Raw genomic sequence first — 19,441 nt, forward strand, 5'->3', positions numbered from 1 at the left:
CTCCCTGTTAGACAAACATTTTACTTAAGCAGGCCTGCTTGATGTTATTGAGTTTGGTGATTTGTCGTTGGTGTTGGTTGATTAGTGCGTCGAGCTTTTGGAAATAGTTGCCGATTTCTTGTTGTTCATCTTCTTTTGGAAACATAAAAACCATACTATTAAAAGAGCCATTGGTAATCTGGTTAATTGTCGCACCTAGATTTTTCTCAACTTCAGTTGTAAACATATTTGTATCCAACAATGCATTTATAAATGCAGGCTGTTTACTTCTGATACCAGTCATAAAAGCACCAATAACAGTATTATTCATACGTGAAGTTACTTGTGCATGTTTTCCAATTAAGGATCTTGAGCCATTACGGACGACAACAATAATGTCTCCTTCCACCACATTGCTGCAATTAACTACTTCAGGATTTACGTATATGTTATCAGCTTCAATTAGTTGACCATTTTTTACATTGGATGAACGAAGCACTAACGTGCCCGAGTTTCTAATATCACTTGGGGAATATGTCAGACCACTAAAAAGTTCTACTTCGTTGTTTAGCCCTTTCTCCTCCCACTCCCCACTAAACCCTTTAAAGCGGATTTCAGGGATAGTTTCGCCTTGTTTGGGGAACATCTTTTCTAGCATGGCTTTTTTAATGCTGCTGAGCTTGTCATGCTTTTGTTGATGTTGGTTGATTAGGTTATCGAGCTGTTGGAAATAGTTGCCGATGGCGGTTTGTTCTTTTTTGCAAGGTATCTTATGTGCTATTTGTAAAATAGCTGAAGCAGGCAGGTTTGCTACAGTGGCTTTTCTAATGAATTTATTAATCTCAGTTTTAGCAAGCGTAGTTTGGAAGAAATACTTAAAATATAGAGGAGAGGCCAATTCTTGATCCAAAGTTACCTTTACTGCATAAGCGCTACAAATATATTTATCTGTTTGCTTTTCAAATAACCCCGTGAGACCACAATCAGCAGTTGTTATCATCACCAAATCGCCATCTTCTAAGGTATGCTCTTTAATAAAATTTACCTCTAAACTCGCTAGCGGTACTTGGTTGTATAAAACTCTTCCATCTATGGATATATCAGTTCCTCTAATTGTTTTTACGTTACCATTGGAGTCATAATCATTAGCATTAAATCTAGGTCCATAAGTGTTTGTTATTATAATCTCTTTAAGGTTTTTGGTTGAAATATCCCCACTAAACCCCTTAAACCGAATCTCAGGCACCTTATTCTCTATACTCATCTTATTCACCCTTCAACAAACTGGTGAGTTCGACTAAACCCTGCAGATCAAACTCATTGCCTGTAAGCTCGCTCATCATCTGCGCCAGTTCTTGCTCGGTGTTTTTTATCTCATTGGCCACTTGCGAGTAAGTGACGGCGTATTTATCAGCAAGGGCTTGCACTTGGCTGGTAAGTTGGCTAATCACAGCGTTTGGCATCTCGGCGAGTTCGGTGCTTAATGGCGCAATCCATTTAAGGTGCAGCAGGTTGTTCACTTGTTCATCAGTTAATGCTTCGATAGTTATTTTGGTTGTTAAGTGCAGGGCAGTAGCGGCATCTTTGACCGTTTTTTTCAGGGTTTTTTCTTCATCAATTAATTTGTTCGCGCGAATAATTTTGGCTTCATAGCTGTCTTCTGCGAACTTAACTTTGCTGTCTTTTTGTTCTTTCAGGAAGACTTTGGCTGCCTTACCGACTTCGGCATTGGCAAAGCCGTCTTGGCTTTCTTTTACCGTATCTTGTTCTTTTTCTTCTTCGGTTAGGGATTCTAAAATTTCTTCCAGCGTGCTGGCGATTTCAGCCAGGCGGGTTTCTTTAGCGGCCAGAGCTTGTAAATCATCACTTAAGTAAGTTTGTTGCACTAAATCAAACGGCAGTATGTGGCCTTTCCAGCCGTCTTGCACTTCAGTGTCCTGGCCATTTTTTTTCTTTATAATAATATTGGCATCAACTTGTTTGGCGGCGGCAAAGCCTTCGGTTTGCATCATTTCTAAATCGGCGCTGATAAGTTGCCATTGGTTGTTTAGAAATTGGTAAGCCTGGTATTTGTCGATGAGGGCAATGGGGGCTAAGCGAGTAAATAGCTCGGTACTCAATATCGCCTCTTGTTGGTTACGCTTTACGCTTTGCCAGTTTTGTATTAACTGGGTGTTTAGGTAGTCATCAAAGCCATTAAAAGCTTGGTTGTAGGCGCTGATAAACTCTAACACTTGCGGGTGCCCACTAATACTGGCGTTGACGTCTTGTTTGGCAATAGCCAGCTCACTGTAAGCGGCGGATTTTGGCGTAAACAGAGTACCGTGCAATTGCGGGAAAGCTTGCCAAAAATTATGTAGCTCGGCAATTTCGCTGTTGGGGATGCCGCCGAGCATAGTGGCGTGTAAATCCCAGCTTGGTGTCGCCGCAGAGGAATCCACATAGCGCGGTATGTTGAGATTGTAGCCGTTGTCGCGCAGGGTTTGTTTGCTCACCAGCTGCGAGAACTTGTCGATACTTTCGCGGTTAATCACCGCATCAGTGATGCGCTTGATGTCACTGGCTTGCAGTTTGTTGTTTTTGCCTTCTTTCATAAAGTGTTTGGAGGCATCGACCACCAATACATCGGTGTTTTGGCGTTTTTGCTTGAGTACCAAAATCACTGTGGGAATGCCGGTGCCAAAAAAGATATTGGCCGGTAAACCGATAACAGTATCAATATGATTCTGCTCAATGAGTTGCTTGCGAATTTGACCTTCTTCACCGCCACGGAACAAGACACCATGGGGCAGAACAATGGCCATAATGCCATCGGGTTTTAGGTGGTAGAGGTCGTGCAGCAAAAAAGCAAAATCGGCTTTGGTTTTAGGTGCCAGGCCAAAACGTGAATAGCGCGGATCGCTGTCTTTAAAGCTGGGGTCCCAGTTTTGTGAGTAAGGCGGGTTGGACACCACGGCATCGACATGCAACGCATAATATGATCCTTGTGGGTCGCTATCATCAAAATACGGCCAATCTTCTTCCAGGGTGTCGCCATTACGGGTTTTAATGTTGCTGGCTTTGATACCGCGCATGATGAGGTTCATACGGGTTAGGTTGTAGGTATTGGCTTTTAACTCTTGGGCGTAATAGGTGATGCTGTCTTTGTTTTTAGCGTATTTCTCGAATGCCTCACCGATATTGATCAGCAACGAACCAGAGCCGGAGGTAGGGTCGTAAATTTTGATGGTATCTTTGTGTTTTAACTCGTGGGCGATGATGTTCGACATGAGTACTGAGACTTCATGAGGCGTGTAAAACTCACCGGCTTTTTTACCTGCATTAGCGGCAAATTTCTCAAGCAGGTATTCGTAAATGTAGCCGAGTACGTCATACCCTTGATTACCATTCATGGGGATGCTTTTGATCAGGTGCAGTAAGTCGCTGATGGCTTTGGTGCGTTTGCCAGCACTTTCACCCAGTTTGCTTAAACCTGTTTCTAAGGTGGTAAAAATGCCTTCAAACAGTTTTTTGTAGGTTGGCGAAATCAAACGGCTAAAGGCCGAGAGCGCATCACGCACGTTAGATTCATCAAAGTCGGATGTGGAATCAACCCAGGTAGAAAACAGATTATCGTAGGCAATAAAGTAGCCCAGGTTGTCTCGCACGTATTTAACGGTGTCGGCGTCTTCTTCATTGAGGGCTTTGATATCTTCGGGCGTCATACCCTGTCTGGTGACAAACTGCACCAGCTGGTCGCTTAGGTACTTGTAGAAGATAAAGCCGAGTATGTAATCTTTGTATTCGTTGGCTTCAATTTTAGAACGCATCTGGTTGGCGGATTCCCAGATTTTTGCCGCAAGCTGCTGTTTATTCACTATAAGTCCTGTTAAAAGCAATTCTTTTTCGAAAAAGGCTATTTTAGGGTTTTGATTGTACGTTTGATAAGAGCTTCTTGCTAGCAGCAAGGCTTTACGAGCCTGGTTAAATGGGGAGTCTGCAGTCTCGATTCCTACCAAGACACCGCGCCCTGAGTCGGCAGGCGATAGCAGCAAAAACTCTTTCGCGGTTTGCAGGGATTTATCGCCTTTTAAGACCTTCTCTGCCAAAGCATCACGTTTTTCCGAGGAGGTACTGCTCAGGAAATTATTCTCGGTCGCATTTTTGCCAGCCTCCATTCCGGCCACTGCGCTATTGATGCTGTTGCCTACCGTAGGCCGCCATCGCGGTATTGCGTATCTGCTCGGTAAGCTGTTTTTCCGTCGGCGTCAGATTGCCGCTCTGTGCCAGCGCGTCTTTTGCTGCCTGAATCGCTTTCGGATCTTTCAGCGCTTTTTCTTCCGCTATCTTACCCTGCGTGCGCGCAATATCGGCCACCTGATTGCCTATTTCTCCGATCAGGTTGATTTCGCGCAGGCGGTTCTGCTCTTTCTCTTTATCAAAGATCGGGGTGAGGGCGTTATTGGCGTGTTCAGCATCGCGGCTCAGGTCCGCGACATTTTGCTGCTGTTTATCGGTATCGCGAACCGTGATAGTGCCATCTGAAATAGCCGCATGAGTGGTGGAACTGGCATCACCACTATTACCGCCCATGATCGGGAGGCTCCCGCCCATATTGCTGATAAAGTCCTGGCTACCGGTAAAGCCGCCGCTGCTCAGGCCCACACTGCTGGTCGAGGTGTTGAAGCTGGCCTGATTGCTGAGATCCGAGAAGCCCAGCGTGCCGGTATCCAGCGTGTTTTTATCTTTATCCGCAGTCGAGGCAATGACTGCGCCGTTGAGCTGGGTGTGTTCGCCCACCGTGATATCAAAGCCGCCTTTGCCGGCAAAGAATCCGGTCTGCTCCTGCACCGAGGTGTAATCCGAGTCAATTTTCGACTTACTGGCGCTGACACTCCCGCTGCCGGTCATGGTGCCGAAGGTGAAGCTGCCACTGGCACTGACGCTGGTCTGCTTGCTGTCGTAGTTGTTGCGGTCTTGCTCACTTTGCAGGGTTAAATCACGGCCGACATCCACTTTTACCGTTTCGCCACTGACCTGTGCGCCTTGCAGCGTGGTATCACGGCCACTGGTGATACTTACCGTATTGCCCGCTTTCAACTGGGTTTCAGTATGGGTCAGGCTGTCGCCCTGTTCTTTACCTTTACTGGTGTTCACGCCCGCAAAGATACTAATACCGGCCCCTTTCCCTGCGCCGATGCCCACCCCGATATTGCCGCCCGAACTTTTATTGCTGCCACGCAGACTTTCACTGTTTTCAGCGCTGTTCAGCGCAATATCATTTTTGGCATCCAGACTGAGGTTTTTGCCTGCCTGCAATTCGCTGCCCTGTACGCGAATATCACCGAGTCCGGTATCACCAGCGCTGAACAAGTTGATGTTACCGCCGCGCTTGGTGTTATTCGGTTGTGGCGGCGGGAAGTTGGGGGATTTAGGGCTTAAAAGCAAAGATCCCGGCCAGTTGGCCGGGATTTTATTACTTTAATTTAAGAGTATCTGTATACGGATTTTTAGTGAGGATATCATCAATTTCATGCTGAGCCTTTAATCTCCACTCATCACTAATACTCCCCATAAGATCAAGTGCTTTATTAAATGCAATTCGCCGCCCATCTCTGTTCTCAACACGATTTTCCAGTTCATATTGAAAGGCAACTTTATAAATAAAGTCAGACATAATCCAATAAAACAGCTCATCTTTTGAACTCGTTGTTTTTCTAAAAAATTCTATCCCCCTCTCTGCATATATATAATTGTACGACCCACCATCATAGGAAATATGTGGCCTACCATCACCTGGTGATGATGAGAAAATGTGCAAATCACTCTCAGGAATCCCCATAATTTTCCCTAGATCGTTGACTTTTTTTTGTATCTCAGAAAAAGAGAGCAGCATATTACTTTATCTCCCGTAGATATCCATTTTTCACCAGCCAGTCAACATTCACTCGCTCTTGCATATTAGGTAATATTTGGACACCTCCACCTAGCTGACCAAAAGCAGGAGCAATTTCTCCTCGTATAGCAGGCAAGGGTTTTATTACCTCATACTCATAATATTTTTCAGCTTTAGCGCCCGGCGCAAGGGCACGTTGTTCGTAAGGTGTCCCTTTCGGTGCAAGGAAAGAACCATTAGGCTCCCCATATCTATCCAAACGAGTACCTACTGGGATTGTAGTTTTGACAGGATCACCTTCAAATCCCAAATTCTTAGGCCAATCCCATCCCCCATTAGCATTTTTGAATTGGTCATAGTAAGAATACCCACCTGCCTCAACATCGGTAACAGCACTTGAACTGTTAGGGTTACCAGATGGTGTTTTAAGGTTTGGTGATTCAATTTTGCCAACCACTTTCGCTGCAATTTTCTCTGTGAGTGCTGTACCCACTTTTGCAACACCAACGCCACCTGCAACAGCACCAATCAGATCAGACACAAGTTTACCGGCTTCAACACCCGCGTTATACGCACCACTTGCGCCAGCTTTCTGATATTCAGACTCCATCAGGTTGATACGATCAATGTAGCTTTGCTTAACCGCATCCGACATAGTGCTAAAGATGTCATCGCTCGCTATCAGTTGCTTGATTGCATCATAAGCCGCAGCAGGATCACTGATGGATTCCGATAAACTCTCGACTGAGTCGTAAAGCCCTTGAGGAACACCAACCAACATGCCTGCACTGTAGGCGGTATCTTGCCCCAGACTGATGGCATCCCATTTGGCACCCACTTGCAATTGGCACGACACACTGCCTTTACAGGCATCGAACTCTTTATCTCTATCTGAACGCTGTTGATTGCTCAGATAGTTATTCTCCACCGCATTTTTGCCAGCCTCCATTCCGGCCACTGCGCTACTGCTGCTGTTGCCTACCAAGCCTCCGGCCAGCCCTGCTGCCAGTGTACCCAACGCGCTGACGGTTTGTTTCTGCTGTTCGGTCAGCTTGTCTTTATCCCAGCCCATCGCTTTGATTATTGCAGGCGCGGCGGCTTCTGCCGTGAAAGCGCCGGCGGCACCGACGGCGGCATTGCCGTTGAAGTGGCCTACCACCGCACCCAGTACCGCATGGGCCATTAGATTAGCACTTTGGTTCTGATCTGCGGGCAGATACTGGCTGATTTCGTGTGCCAGATATGGCGCACTGCCACCGGCTAACGCCTGACCGAGGTTCCCCCCCGTTAGCCCCTGCGTGACCGCCGTCGCAGCCTGAATAGCCCGTTGTAAATCGCTGCCGGTACCGTAAGCCGCCATCGCGGTATTGCGTATTTGCTCGGTCAGCTGTTTTTCCGTCGGCGTTAGATTGCCGCTCTGTGCCAGCGCGTCTTTTGCTGCCTGAATCGCTTTCGGATCTTTCAGCGCTTTTTCTTCCGCTATCTTACCCTGCGTGCGCGCAATATCGGCCACCTGATTGCCTATTTCTCCGATCAGGTTGATTTCGCGCAGGCGGTTCTGCTCTTTCTCTTTATCAAAGATCGGGGTGAGGGCGTTATTGGCGTGTTCAACATCGCGGCTCAGGTCCGCGACATTTTGCTGCTGTTTATCGGTATCGCGAACCGTGATAGTGCCATCTGAAATAGCCGCATGAGTGGTGGAACTGGCATCACCACTATTACCGCCCATGATCGGGAGGCTCCCGCCCATATTGCTGATAAAGTCCTGGCTACCGGTAAAGCCGCCGCTACTCAGGCCCATACTGCTGGTCGAGGTGTTGAAGCTGGCCTGATTGCTGAGATCCGAGAAGCCCAGCGAGCCGGTATCCAGCGTGTTTTTATCGGCGGTGGCAGTCGAGCCAATGACTGCGCCGTTGAGCTGGGTGTGTTCGCCCACAGTGATATCAAAGCCGCCTTTGCCGGCAAAGAATCCGGTCTGCTCCTGCACCGAGGTGTAATCCGAGTCAATTTTCGACTTACTGGCGCTGACACTGCCGCTGCCGGTCATGGTGCCGAAGGTGAAGCTGCCACTGGCACTGACGCTGGTCTGCTTGCTGTCGTAGTTGTTGCGGTCTTGCTCACTTTGCAGGGTTAAATCACGGCCGACATCCACTTTTACCGTTTCGCCACTGACCTGTGCGCCTTGCAGCGTGGTATCACGGCCACTGGTGATACTTACCGTATTGCCCGCTTTCAACTGGGTTTCAGTATGGGTCAGGCTGTCGCCCTGTTCTTTACCTTTACTGGTGTTCACGCCCGCAAAGATACTAATACCGGCCCCTTTCCCTGCGCCGATGCCCACCCCGATATTGCCGCCCGCACTTTTATTGCTGCCACGCAGACTTTCACTGTTTTCAGCGCTGTTCAGCGCAATATCATTTTTGGCATCCAGACTGAGGTTTTTCCCTGCCTGCAATTCGCTGCCCTGTACGCGAATATCCCCGGCCCCGTGGTTCCCGGTGGCGGTGATGGACAGATTATTTCCGGCAGCAATGTTACTGCCGCTGGCGGTAGTCTGCTCAAGGCGACTTTCTGATTGACTTTTTTGGCTGCCGAGTGAAATGCTTACCCCCACCGCATTGGGGTCGCCGGTTTCATTGGCCAAAACCCCGCCTTGCGCTGCCTGAACGCCCTGAAGCACGGCTTTGGTGGTCTGCAATGCCTGTAGACGGCCATTGGTCTCTTTTTTGGCATCCTGGGCGGTAGTGACGGCACTGTTGATGGCACTGCCTACCGCACCTGACAGGGCGAGGGTGATGCCACTCTGTTTGCTCTCGGTGGTATGTTGTTGGGACAGGTTGTTTTCCGCGGCAGTTATCGCGACATCTGACCCTTGCAGGCTGATGTCTTTATTGGCGATCACTTCGCTGCCATGAATAGTTAACTGATTTCCCGCCTCAAGAGTGACATTGCCGCCCAGACTGCCCACCGTGCTGCCGACGTTGCTCAGAGTCTGCGTTTTGTCAGTCGTTTTCTGGCTATTACTCCCCACCGTGACACCAATCCCACCGGTGCCCATCAGGCCGGATTTTGTCTGCTCGGACAGGTGAGACTGGCTCTCACTTTGCTGCGCGGTGCCGACGGTGAGGTTCTCTTGCGCACGGAGATTTATATCGTTGTCGGCCACCACATTACTGCCCATGACCGCGATATTGTTGCCGCTGACATCGACAGAACCGGCTGACAGCATGGAGCCGACCGCCAGCGTCTGGCTAATACTGTCTTCGGTGCGCAGGGTGGTGCTGGAGGCCAGACCTTTGCTGACGCCGGTATGATTGCGCTGCGCGTCATGTTGTTCAGTCTGGGTGGTGAGTGTGACATCGCCGCCTGCTGCCAGCTTTAGCGCACCGTCAGTTTGTACCGTACTGGCGCTGAGGGTGATGTCTTTTGCCGCCTTAAGGTTAATATCGTCTTTGGCGTTCAACTGGCTGCCGAGCAGGGTTTCATCATAGAGATCCACTGAACTGGTATGGCGCTTGCTGGATGATTCGCCGGTGACATGCAGGCTGTCGGTGGCCGCGCTGAGCGTAATATTCTGCGCCTGCACATCAATGGTGTTCGCATTAATGTTGGCCCCGACCGCGGTCAGATTGTTGACGTTGGCCGTCAGCGCACCACCCACGTTGACCTCGCTACCCAGATGGCGAATATGCTCGCTGGTCGAACTGCTACGGCCATCACTGGTGCTTATCTGGTCGCTGCGCTCGACGGTATTGAGCAGCCAGTCGCCGCCGGTATTGACCTGAAGATCCTTACCGACATTCACCCCCGCGCCTTGCTGGATAAAGTCGCGGGCGGTATTGATGACCGCGTTGTTACTGACATTGATACTCGCCAGTGGCCCCAGCAGGGTCTGGTTACGTAGTACTGAGCCATTGCTGCTACTGAGTTGTCCTGTGTCGGTGCGCAGGATCACATCACGGCCGCTGTCCAGTTGCAGGTTAGTGGCGTTTAGCCGCGCGCTGGTCAGGTCAATATCACTGTTGAGCGTACTGAGTTGCAGGTTATTGCCCGCGTCCAGTAAGCCGCCACGGTTATTGAGCGTGATGTCTTGCGCCATACTGATGTGCAGGTTATTGGTCGCGGTGATCGCGCCCTGATTGGTGAAACCCTGCACATTGGTTAATTCGATATTATTTGCCGCTATCAATGCGCCGTTGGCACGCAAGTCGCCCGGTTTCACGCCCGCCAGATAGACCACGGGGACTAATACGGTTTGCCCGGCGACGACACGGCTTTCCATCAGCACGATGTTACTGGTCAATGCCGCCATCTGCCCGGCACTGAGGTGGGTGCCAAGGGCAATATTAAATGCCTTGCTGTACTCAAGCCCTGCCGCAAACAGTTGTTCGAACTGCTCTTGGGCGCTGCGGTAATCACTGGAAACGGTTTTACCGGTCAACGCCAGTACCTGATCCCTTACTAGACGCTGTTCATAGGCGTTATCCCCCAGGCGTTTGAATATCACATCCGGGTCGTTATTGAGCTGCTGGAGCACGTAGTCTGAGCCACGCCAGTTATTCAGATTGGCAAATGCAGGATGGGTTTCCACCAGATAGCCGCCGCTTACCGCACGTTCAGGAGCGGAGAGACCGGTGCGATCCACGGTGGTGGACGGGGTCTTGATGCTGTCGAGGGAAAGCTCGCCTGCTGGATTTGCCGCGTAGTGGCCTTGGTCAGTGTTGAGCTGATATAGCCCCCCGCTGGGGAGTGTCAGGGAGATACCGTTAAATTCGATGGCGATGTCTTTCCCGGTACTGTCGTTTCCACTCGGTGGGGCGATGGCACCGGGGTTGGCGCCATTGTGAATAATCGTGCCACTGCCACTGACGGTTTTTGCGGTGAGACTCGAGGCGTATTGGTTGGTCGTGCGCTCCTTGACTTCAGGCCCCCAACCTTTGTTCCACAAGCCACCTTTATAGTTACGGTAATTCCACAGGCCCGTAGAGGTGGTGCGTTCGATCAGCCGTTGTGCGCTGCCCCAGCCATCCTGGTTCAGCGTAACACCGGTGAGGTCAATCTCGCCTTGCGCACTCACTTTACTCCAGAAGTTTTCCAGCGTGCCAACCTGCGGGGTTAGGTTCCCGCCAGCCAGCAGTTGTGCTTCCGGGCTGATTTGGTCGATGCTGTTATAGGCAAGCGTCGACGTATAACTTGTGCCGATATAATCGCTATTATTTGCCCCGCCATGATCGGGTTCATGGTAGCGCCCGCCTGGAATGTCGGGTTTGTCTGCCGTCCAGTAAGCGGTGCCATTCACCGTGTTAGCCACAACAAAATCGCTATTGGCGGTGAGAATATGGCGGCGATTAGTCAGTGTCGTGGCGTAAATCAACATATCTTTGCCGGATTCAATCAGGCCGGAAATGTTAAGCACCTGCGCGGCGGCCAGGTAATTGCCGCTGTTGTCCAACGCGCCTGCCAGGATAATCTTGCCCATGCCTAAAAGGGTGGTGGTCGGGGCGGTATCTGTGCGGGTGACGGTATCACTGTTTTCAATTACCGGTGCCAGTAAGGTTAAGGTGCCGTTTTCATCTGTCGCCCCGATCAGGGCTTTCGGCCCCGAATTGGTGATGCGTTCTCGCGCCTTAAGTGTGGCGTCAGCCCCAATGAGGGTGCCGGTGTTGAATAGCGTGTGGGAGTCGGTATCAAGCCGACCTCGGGTTAAAATTTCGCCACGGTTAAGCAGCGCACCCGCCGCAGTGAGGCGGGCTTGCGTTGCACTGATATTGCCATTATTCAGTAAACTGGCCGAGTGGGTGCTGAGTTTGCCGCCCACCACTAATTGCCCGTCATTGGTTAACGCGCCGTCAGTGCTCAAGGTTAAATCACGCCCGGCCTGAAGCGTCGATCCGGCCTGGTTACTGAAATCACTCTGTAAACCAATGGCCAGATCCTGACTGGCGGTAATCTTGCCTGCGCTGCTGTCAAACCGACCAAGGTGCAACGTGATATTATTCGCCGCCAGTGAACCGCCCTGGTTATTGAGGGTTTGCCCGGCGTTTGCACCGGCATTAATGGTGAGGGTGCCAAGGGATATGATATTGGCGCGCTGTGTGCTGACATCGCCACTGTGGGCGGTGATGTTCATCTCTCTGGCTTGCGTGTGGCTGCCCGTCAGATCAACCCGGCTGCCGGTTAACGTCATGGCACCGGCGGCGAGGGTTTGCCCTTGCGCATTCAAATCCTGACCGGTTACCACCCTCAGGTCACCGGTATCCGTCAGACGGCCATTACTCTGTACGCCAGCCGCTAATAGACTGCCGCTGTCGCTATCAAGGCGCTGCGCTTGTATGGCCACGTTACCTTTGGAGAGCAGGGTGCCTGCGCGGTTATCCAGATAGCCGGCCAGATTGAGGGTGAAATCGGTGATACCGGTTTGTGCTATCACCCCGCCGAGATTGGAGAGTGCCTGTGCGGTGAGCGTTATCTGCTCAGCAATCAGGCTGGCCTTATCGCTGCGCAGCAGGGCGGTTGTACTGGCAGACAACTGAGTCACTGCTTTAACTACCGCCTCCGTTAAGGTGATATCCCCCGATTTCGCCACTAAGGTGATGGCATTGGCCTGAGTCTGGCTAGCGGTTAAATCAAGCAGGCTACCTGACAGCGCCAATGCACCCGCCGCGATATTTTGCCCTTGCGCTATCAAGGCGTGCTGCGTGCTGACCGTCAAATCACCGTGGCTGGTTCGACTACCATCGGCTTTCAAACCCGCCGCTATCAAAGATGGAGTGCTGCTGAGTAAGTCGTTGGCACTCAGTTGGAGGTTGCCAAGTGCGGCAATGGAGCCACTGTTAACGACACTCCCGCCAGACTGCCACTGTAGTGCGCCTTGGCTATAAACCGAGCCGCTGTTAACCGCGTTGCCGTGCGTAATCAGTTCGCTGTTGCCTGCGCTATACAGGCTGCCGCTGTTATCCAGATAACCTTCTGCCCGCAGGTGGACGTTGCCATTGGCAGCGTACAGCTTGCCCTGGTTGGTTAGATTACCGTTGATGGACAACTGCATCTGGTCACCGGCAGCGTACAGCGTGCCACTGTTGTTAAGCTCGCCCTGCGTTGATAACAGCATATCCCCGCGCGTTTGCATCACACCGTGGTTCGCCAGATTGCCGGTGGTGGTGAACGTCAGTTGCTGTTCGGTGTAAATTTCACCGTGGTTCTCAGCATTGCCGTTAACAGTGAATTGCCCGGTACCGGTGGCATAGAGCGTGCCGCTGTTAAACAGGTTATCGGTGCTCAAGGACACATCCCGCCCGGCCAGCAGGGCGCTGCTGCTACCGCTATTGCTGATACTGAGCGCGGTGAGCTGCATATCCCGCCCGGCTTCCAGTTTATACTGGTTAATCAGTGCGCCAGTAGAGTTGAACACCAGATCGCGCCCCGCCGTTAAACGCGCACCGGCCTGATGAGTGACATCACTTTGCAGGCGCATCCACAGGTCAGCCGCTGCCGCAATCTCCCCCTGGCTGTTATCCAGTTTGGCCAGATTGAGCTGGATATTATCGGCATGTAATTTGCCGCCGCGGTTATTCAGGGTTTGTTCCGGGTTAGCCGCCGCAGTAATCGAGAGCTTGCCGGGGGTGAGCACGGTCGCCCCACGAGTTGACACATCACCGTCGCGGGCCGTGAGGGTGATAGTGCTGGCGCGAGTCTGGCTACCGGTGAGATCAACACGGCTGCCGGTGAGCGTCATGGCGTCCACGGCCACATTCTGCCCCTGAGCTATCAAGGCTTGCCGCGTAGCGACATTAAGCTCTCCACTCGGGGCCAGTTTGCCATCACGTTGTACACCCGCGCCGAGCAGACTGCCGCTGTCGCTATCAAGGCGCTCGGCCTGCACCGCCACATTGCCTTTAGACAGCAGGGTACCGCCCCGGTTATCCAGATAACCCGGCAGATTCAGGTTGAAATCTGTGGTGCCGGTTTGTGCTATCACGCCGCCAACATTGGAGAGCGACTGTGCGCTAAGCGTGACTTGATCCGCAACCAGATTGGCGTTATCGGTACGTAACGCCGAAGTGGTAGAAGCAGATAAACGCTCACTGGCAGACAGGGTCGCGCCGCTCAGATCGATAGCCCCACCTTGCGCGGTGAGTGTCAGATCACGGCTTTGAGTTTGGCTGCCGCCCAGATCGATGCTGTGTGCGTTGAGGGTCTGCGCCGTACCACTGACATTTTTCCCGTGGGCGATTAACTGCCCACTGGCATCAATGCGCAGTGTGCCACCGCTAATGGCACTATTATCGGCCTTAATGCCTGCGCCCAACACTGAGTTGCGGCTGCTGTTTACCTCCGCCGCGCGGATCGTGGTGTCACCCGCAGCCGCGATTGTGCCACTGTTACTGAGCTTACCTGCCGTGGAGAGCTGGGTATTATCCTTCGCGTAAAGCACACCCGAGTTGTCGATGTCAGAGGCGGTATTCACCGCCAGGTGTGTCGCACTGTTGATCTGGCCGCTGTTTATCAGCATACCGCTGGCGGTGAGGGTTATCTCGCCCGCTGAAGCGCCTATCTCGCCTGCGTTGCGCACCCCGACACCGCTTTCAGTGCCAATCAGGCGGATTTTACCGGCGTACATGCCACCCAAACTCGCCACATCCACGGCCAGGCCCGGGTGGGCGCTGCCATCGGCGGCTTTGGCGTTAATGTTCTGGTGCGCGGCATCCACCTGATTGCGTCCGGCGGTGACTTTCAGGTCATTAGCCCAGATACCGGCATTCACTTTGACGGAACGGGCGATCAGGTCGGTATGATCCTGACGGCTGCTGTCCAGACCGTTGCCCTGAATAACAATTTCGCCTCGTTCCACATCGTAGCCAGTCAGTTGGCCGTTATTGAGTTGCGCCTGACCGGTGGTTAAGGTCGCGCGGTTGGCGTTGATAAAGCCGCAGCCCTCACAGGTAATGCCGGCCGGGTTGGCAATCACCACCTGCGCCTGGCGACCAGCCACTTCGATATAGCCGTTAAGCTGACTTGGGTCACGGCTGTTGACTTCGTTGAGGATAATACTGGCTTCACCGCGCGCCAGCGATGGGTTACCGTTAACAAAACCGCCGAGCTGGGTCTGGTTGATACCCTGACCGTTATTGAGGATCACGCCGCGATTATCGACATCGAACTGGCTGTAAACGTTGCGTGAAACGCCGCCACTGCCCGGTGTCTGGATATTCACCTGTGGCGTGCCGTTGGCGCTGTTGATGATGGTCGGCTGCTGATTTCCCGGCGCACTGCCATCGGCGACAATAGTGGCCTGAGCGGATAGTGAGACGCAGCCCAGCGCCAGTAACAGACTAAAACTCAGCGGCGATAATGCACTGATACGGCGGTGCTGGGTATGGCCGATACCTGACGATGGCGACGAGGCGGCACGGCCGGAGGCGGCGATATCCGCGACTACCATCAACAGGCCACGCGCTTTGTTGAACACGATACGGTACAGATTCTTATTCATGACTCATCCCAGAGAGTAAGGCGCTAATCGGGCGCATCAGTATTGCCAGTTCAGGTTAAAGCCCAGCGTTACCGCATCGGTTTTGAAGCCATCGGGCTTGGACAGCGGTTTGCCGGCAAACAGGTCATAGCGGGTACGGAGCACGTTGCCGCGCACACCGACGACACTGCCCGCCAGATGGTGGCCGAGCAGATAAGGGTCACTGCGCCCGCCGACCTCACCGTAATCCACGCCGACATACAGTTCATGCCCCGGCAGCGGGGTGTACCAGCCAAGATCATTGCGCACCGTCCAGCCGCGATCGGCGTTTAGTGTGCGTTCGCCGTCAAAACCGCGTACCGACCAGCGGCCCCCGATACTGAATTGATCCTGTGGTGTCAGTGGCGTATTGGTGCTTTGGCGCTGGTATTGCAGGTTGTAATGGAGGTTTTGCGCCAGAATCTTAAACGGGATATCCAGTTGCGCATTCAGCCGCAGAATTTTGCTCAGGGCGGTGGCGTCACCGATATACTCTTCCTGCGCGGGCATGGCACCGAACCAGCGGGTACCGCGCTGGTAGCTGATACCCGCATCCAGTGTCGCCTGTGAGATGAAGTGGCGATGTTGTAGCCCAAGACGCCAGGCCGAGGTGCGGCGGCGCTGCACTTCCACTTCGGTGTCATTGACATAGTTTTTCGACGAGCGGGTCAGCACATCGTAGGTAAAAGTGGTTTTTTGGCTGGCATTGCGGTGCAACAGGCGGCTGAGTTGCAGCGTGACATTTTCACTATCACCCCGGTAGCTGTAGTCACCATTTAGGCCCGCCACCGTCTGGTGGTAGTCATAGCTGCTGGCGGTGATGCCTGCTGTCCAGTAACCAAACGGCAGCGAGTAGTGGCCGGTCAGGTTATTGGTGCCTTTATCGCCGCGATTTTTTAGTGAGCCACCGGCAGAAACATAAAACAGGTCACTTAGCGAAAGCGGGTTATCGAGAAACAGGGTTGCGCCGCCTTGATAACGGCCAGTGCTGCGGGTGCCGGAGTCATCCAGTGAGGCCGCCAGCCGCCACATTTTGCTCTGTTGCCATTTCAGGGCGATATCGGTCTCTCCAGGGGCAGAACCGGGGACCAACTCCATGCTGGCTTGCACCGTAGGGACGCGCTGTAGGTTCTCCAGCCCTTGTTCAATATCACGTAAATCTAACAAGTTACCGGGGCGGGCGGGGAAGGCGCTGAACAGCGTGACATAACGGTCACTGCCCTGCGTCAGCTCAACATGGCGTATTTTGCCGGGCACGACGTGTAATGCCAGTGTGCCGCTGTTCAAATCCTGCTGCGGGGCCAGCACGCGGGTGGTGACATAACCGTAATCCACCAGGCGATTTTGTAACTGGCTCATCAACAGGTTAATGCCTTTTGCCCCCAAACACTGGCCTTGCGCCTGATCAGCGAGCCGTTGCAGGGGCAACCAGCGGGGTAAAGGCTCGGTGCCACTGAGCGTTATACGATCAATAACAAAGCAGGGTTTTTCAATGGGGAAGGAAAGCCGGCCAAAGGAGGCTGAAGGCGCAGATAAGCGTACATCCGGTGTCGACGCAGCCAAACGCTCTTCCAAGGCTCGTTGCCGTTCCTGTTGGTGGATACTCTGTTGAACAGGGGCTAATTCCGCGCCAACACTGGATAACGGAATAGTCAATGCTGACGATAATATGCCAGCTATTAATATGAAATAATAGGAACGCAGCACGTAAAAAGCCCTTCTCCAATATTTTTGGATATTAAAGTGTAAAATAGTTTTTCAGCAGTATGCCTTTAAATTAACCACTTACAATGGTTTTCTTAAATTTGTAGGAAAATACAGGAAATATCACTCATCTTTATAGGAATAAGCCTATAGTTAAATTAAAATTCGTGAGCGATGTCTTGTTTATTGCAATTGTTGTTGAGGCCAATATGGAAATAAAAAGATAGCACCCAAAATAAAAGCCCCTCAGAGGAGAGGCTGACAAAATTAGAACCGCAAACGGAAACCAATATTAGCCGTTACCGGTGTTTCAATTTTTGAACCATTGAGATAATCCAGTTCGGCAAAAATGGCAGTATTACTGGCAACAGAGGCATCAACGCCCACGCCATATTTACCGACATTACCGGAGAAATTATTATCGAAGCCAATATCGTTAATTGCAACGGTATTAGTTTTGATAAATTCACGAGCAATAGCCAGTTTAATATATGGTTTGATCGCCATTTGATTCAGAGTATAAGAGGCCGCCAATATTGTCCCTAACTCACCTTGCACACTATCCGCTTTAGCCACATCCGCTGCCATACCGTTACTGAGAGTATAATCTGCGCTGCCAATACGTGAATAACTCACTTTACCATACGGCTCCAGTACCAGATTGGCATAAACAGGTAATTGATAACCACTTTCTAGTGAGCCGGTAAGGGCATTCTGGCTGTATTCCGCCTGTGCGCCCTGGGTACTCAGCTCATTATTAAAACGGTTAGCTTTCAATACGGTATCGACATAGAACCCACTTTGATCCAAATAGGTCAGGTAGAGGCCGCCACTGTAACTGCGAATATCACCATTGGTTCCTGCGCTGCGAGTGGCTTTGACATCGGATGAACTGTAACCGGTAAATGCCCCGATCAGTATATTACCCCGGCTCAACCCCAATTGCTTATCTGCTCCGATCTCCATGCCGCTCAAGGTATTCTTGAAAGAAATATTTTTATTGTCAGACAACCGGCTGTCATCGGTAAGATAACGCGCCCAAACGCCGACCGTTCCTTCTGTCTCTTTTTTCAACTCACCCTGGCGCTGACGCAAGGTGCTCAGTTCCGCATTCAGGATATGCCGTGGCGCTGCTGCCATATTCAGCACACCTTGCGCCGCAGAACTGAGCACGGGAACCGCCAGATTCAGTGTTGTTCCGGGAAGACCCGCGGTGTTGGTGGCTAAATACCAGTCGGTGCTACCCTTGGTTTCCTGGCCGTATAGCCCATATTGGTAAACGCCTAAATCTACCACTCCGCCTGCATTAAGTAAGCGAAATTGGGCATTACCGCTATTAACATGCACTAATGCCAGGCTGTTGGCGGATAGCGGCTCTTTACCGCTGTCCTCAACGGTAATACCAAAGTGGCCGGTTGCTTGCTGAGACACCGTAATAAAATCCCCGGCACTGCTGGCAAGTTGGGTTGTCATCTTAAAGTTACCCTGACCTGACAGGTTTTCTATCTCCAGTCGGTTAAATTGCCCGCCAGCAGAATAGGGCATCAGGTTGATATCCCCCCCTTGCATAGTCACATTGTTGATTCGGGTAACCAGCACTGGCCCCAAGGTTGCCGGTGGGGAAACAGGCACCACAGTCGTGCCTACCCAGGAAGGGCCAATCTCGACCAGGCCAGCTACATTGATATTTTCGATGGTGACATTGGCGGGTAGGGCGGGATTGTGGGTGGCCACATCACTGGTATATAAATCGTTATTGGTAATAAAAAGTTCTGCACCCGCCGCGATATTGAGATAACCTTTCGACTGGCTATTGAGTCCCAGAGTCATATAACCGCCATCATTAATTTGGTTATTTGTCACGATCCCCGCCGTTTTAACCTCAAGTAACCCGCCCTGATTAACAATGGTTCCGGTTGCAAAAGCATCGGTAACCTGCAACCAACCGCTATCATCCACGATGGTATTATTGGCTGTCCCGGCACTGCTCCCGTTGGTGACAGTAATTGCGGCTCTCATCATTATTCCATTATTGGTGGAGCCATAAACCCAGCCATTATTAATGACGCCACCGTTACGCACAATTTGCCCGCCAGTATTGATGACTTCATTGTTGACGGTTATTCCCTCTACAATTGGCGTAAATGCCAATACCTGAACAGGTAATGTGACCAAAGACAGACTAATTGCTCCGGCCAATAATGTTTTGTCCATAAAACCTCAAAAGATTAAATGTAATGAAATGATGTCATATCACTCATTGCAAAAAGAGACGCACCGCCGTTGGCACGGTTTGAGATTCATGTTTATCAGCGGTGATGTTTTTTGAATAAATACCCTGATACTCAATGCGGCAGAATATCTAGAGTTAT

General features: G+C 51.5%; 7 protein-coding genes. All 7 read right to left on the minus strand.

Annotated features, from left to right (window positions below):
* Positions 1–7 precede the first annotated feature (7 nt).
* A complete protein-coding gene (locus tag AT01_RS14895) occupies positions 8–1,243 on the minus strand; it encodes a restriction endonuclease subunit S (RefSeq protein ID WP_042547681.1) in 1,236 nt (411 codons plus the stop codon).
* 1 nt (position 1,244) lies between these two features.
* Positions 1,245–3,836 carry a type I restriction-modification system subunit M gene (locus AT01_RS14900; protein ID WP_042548651.1) on the minus strand — a complete coding sequence of 864 codons (2,592 nt, stop codon included), beginning with the start codon at positions 3,834–3,836 and terminating at the stop codon, positions 1,245–1,247.
* Positions 3,837–4,149: 313 nt separating this feature from the next.
* The gene (locus AT01_RS21815; protein WP_327212959.1) at positions 4,150–5,406 is read right to left on the minus strand and encodes a hemagglutinin repeat-containing protein; all 1,257 of its coding nucleotides are present in this window, start codon (positions 5,404–5,406) and stop codon (positions 4,150–4,152) included.
* Positions 5,407–5,434: 28 nt separating this feature from the next.
* The gene (locus AT01_RS14910; RefSeq protein ID WP_042547683.1) at positions 5,435–5,854 is read right to left on the minus strand and encodes an Imm63 family immunity protein; all 420 of its coding nucleotides are present in this window, start codon (positions 5,852–5,854) and stop codon (positions 5,435–5,437) included.
* Between the two features lies 1 nt (position 5,855).
* The gene (locus AT01_RS14915; protein ID WP_144404945.1) at positions 5,856–15,347 is read right to left on the minus strand and encodes a hemagglutinin repeat-containing protein; all 9,492 of its coding nucleotides are present in this window, start codon (positions 15,345–15,347) and stop codon (positions 5,856–5,858) included.
* A 36-nt stretch (positions 15,348–15,383) separates the two neighbouring features.
* Positions 15,384–17,072, minus strand: coding sequence for a ShlB/FhaC/HecB family hemolysin secretion/activation protein (locus AT01_RS14920; RefSeq protein ID WP_042547684.1), 1,689 nt, complete (start codon positions 17,070–17,072; stop codon positions 15,384–15,386).
* Positions 17,073–17,336: 264 nt separating this feature from the next.
* Positions 17,337–19,283, minus strand: coding sequence for an autotransporter outer membrane beta-barrel domain-containing protein (locus AT01_RS14925; RefSeq protein WP_042547685.1), 1,947 nt, complete (start codon positions 19,281–19,283; stop codon positions 17,337–17,339).
* Positions 19,284–19,441: the final 158 nt, after the last annotated feature.

The sequence above is a fragment of the Yersinia aldovae 670-83 genome (genome assembly GCF_000834395.1).
Taxonomy (GTDB): Bacteria; Pseudomonadota; Gammaproteobacteria; order Enterobacterales; family Enterobacteriaceae; genus Yersinia; species Yersinia aldovae.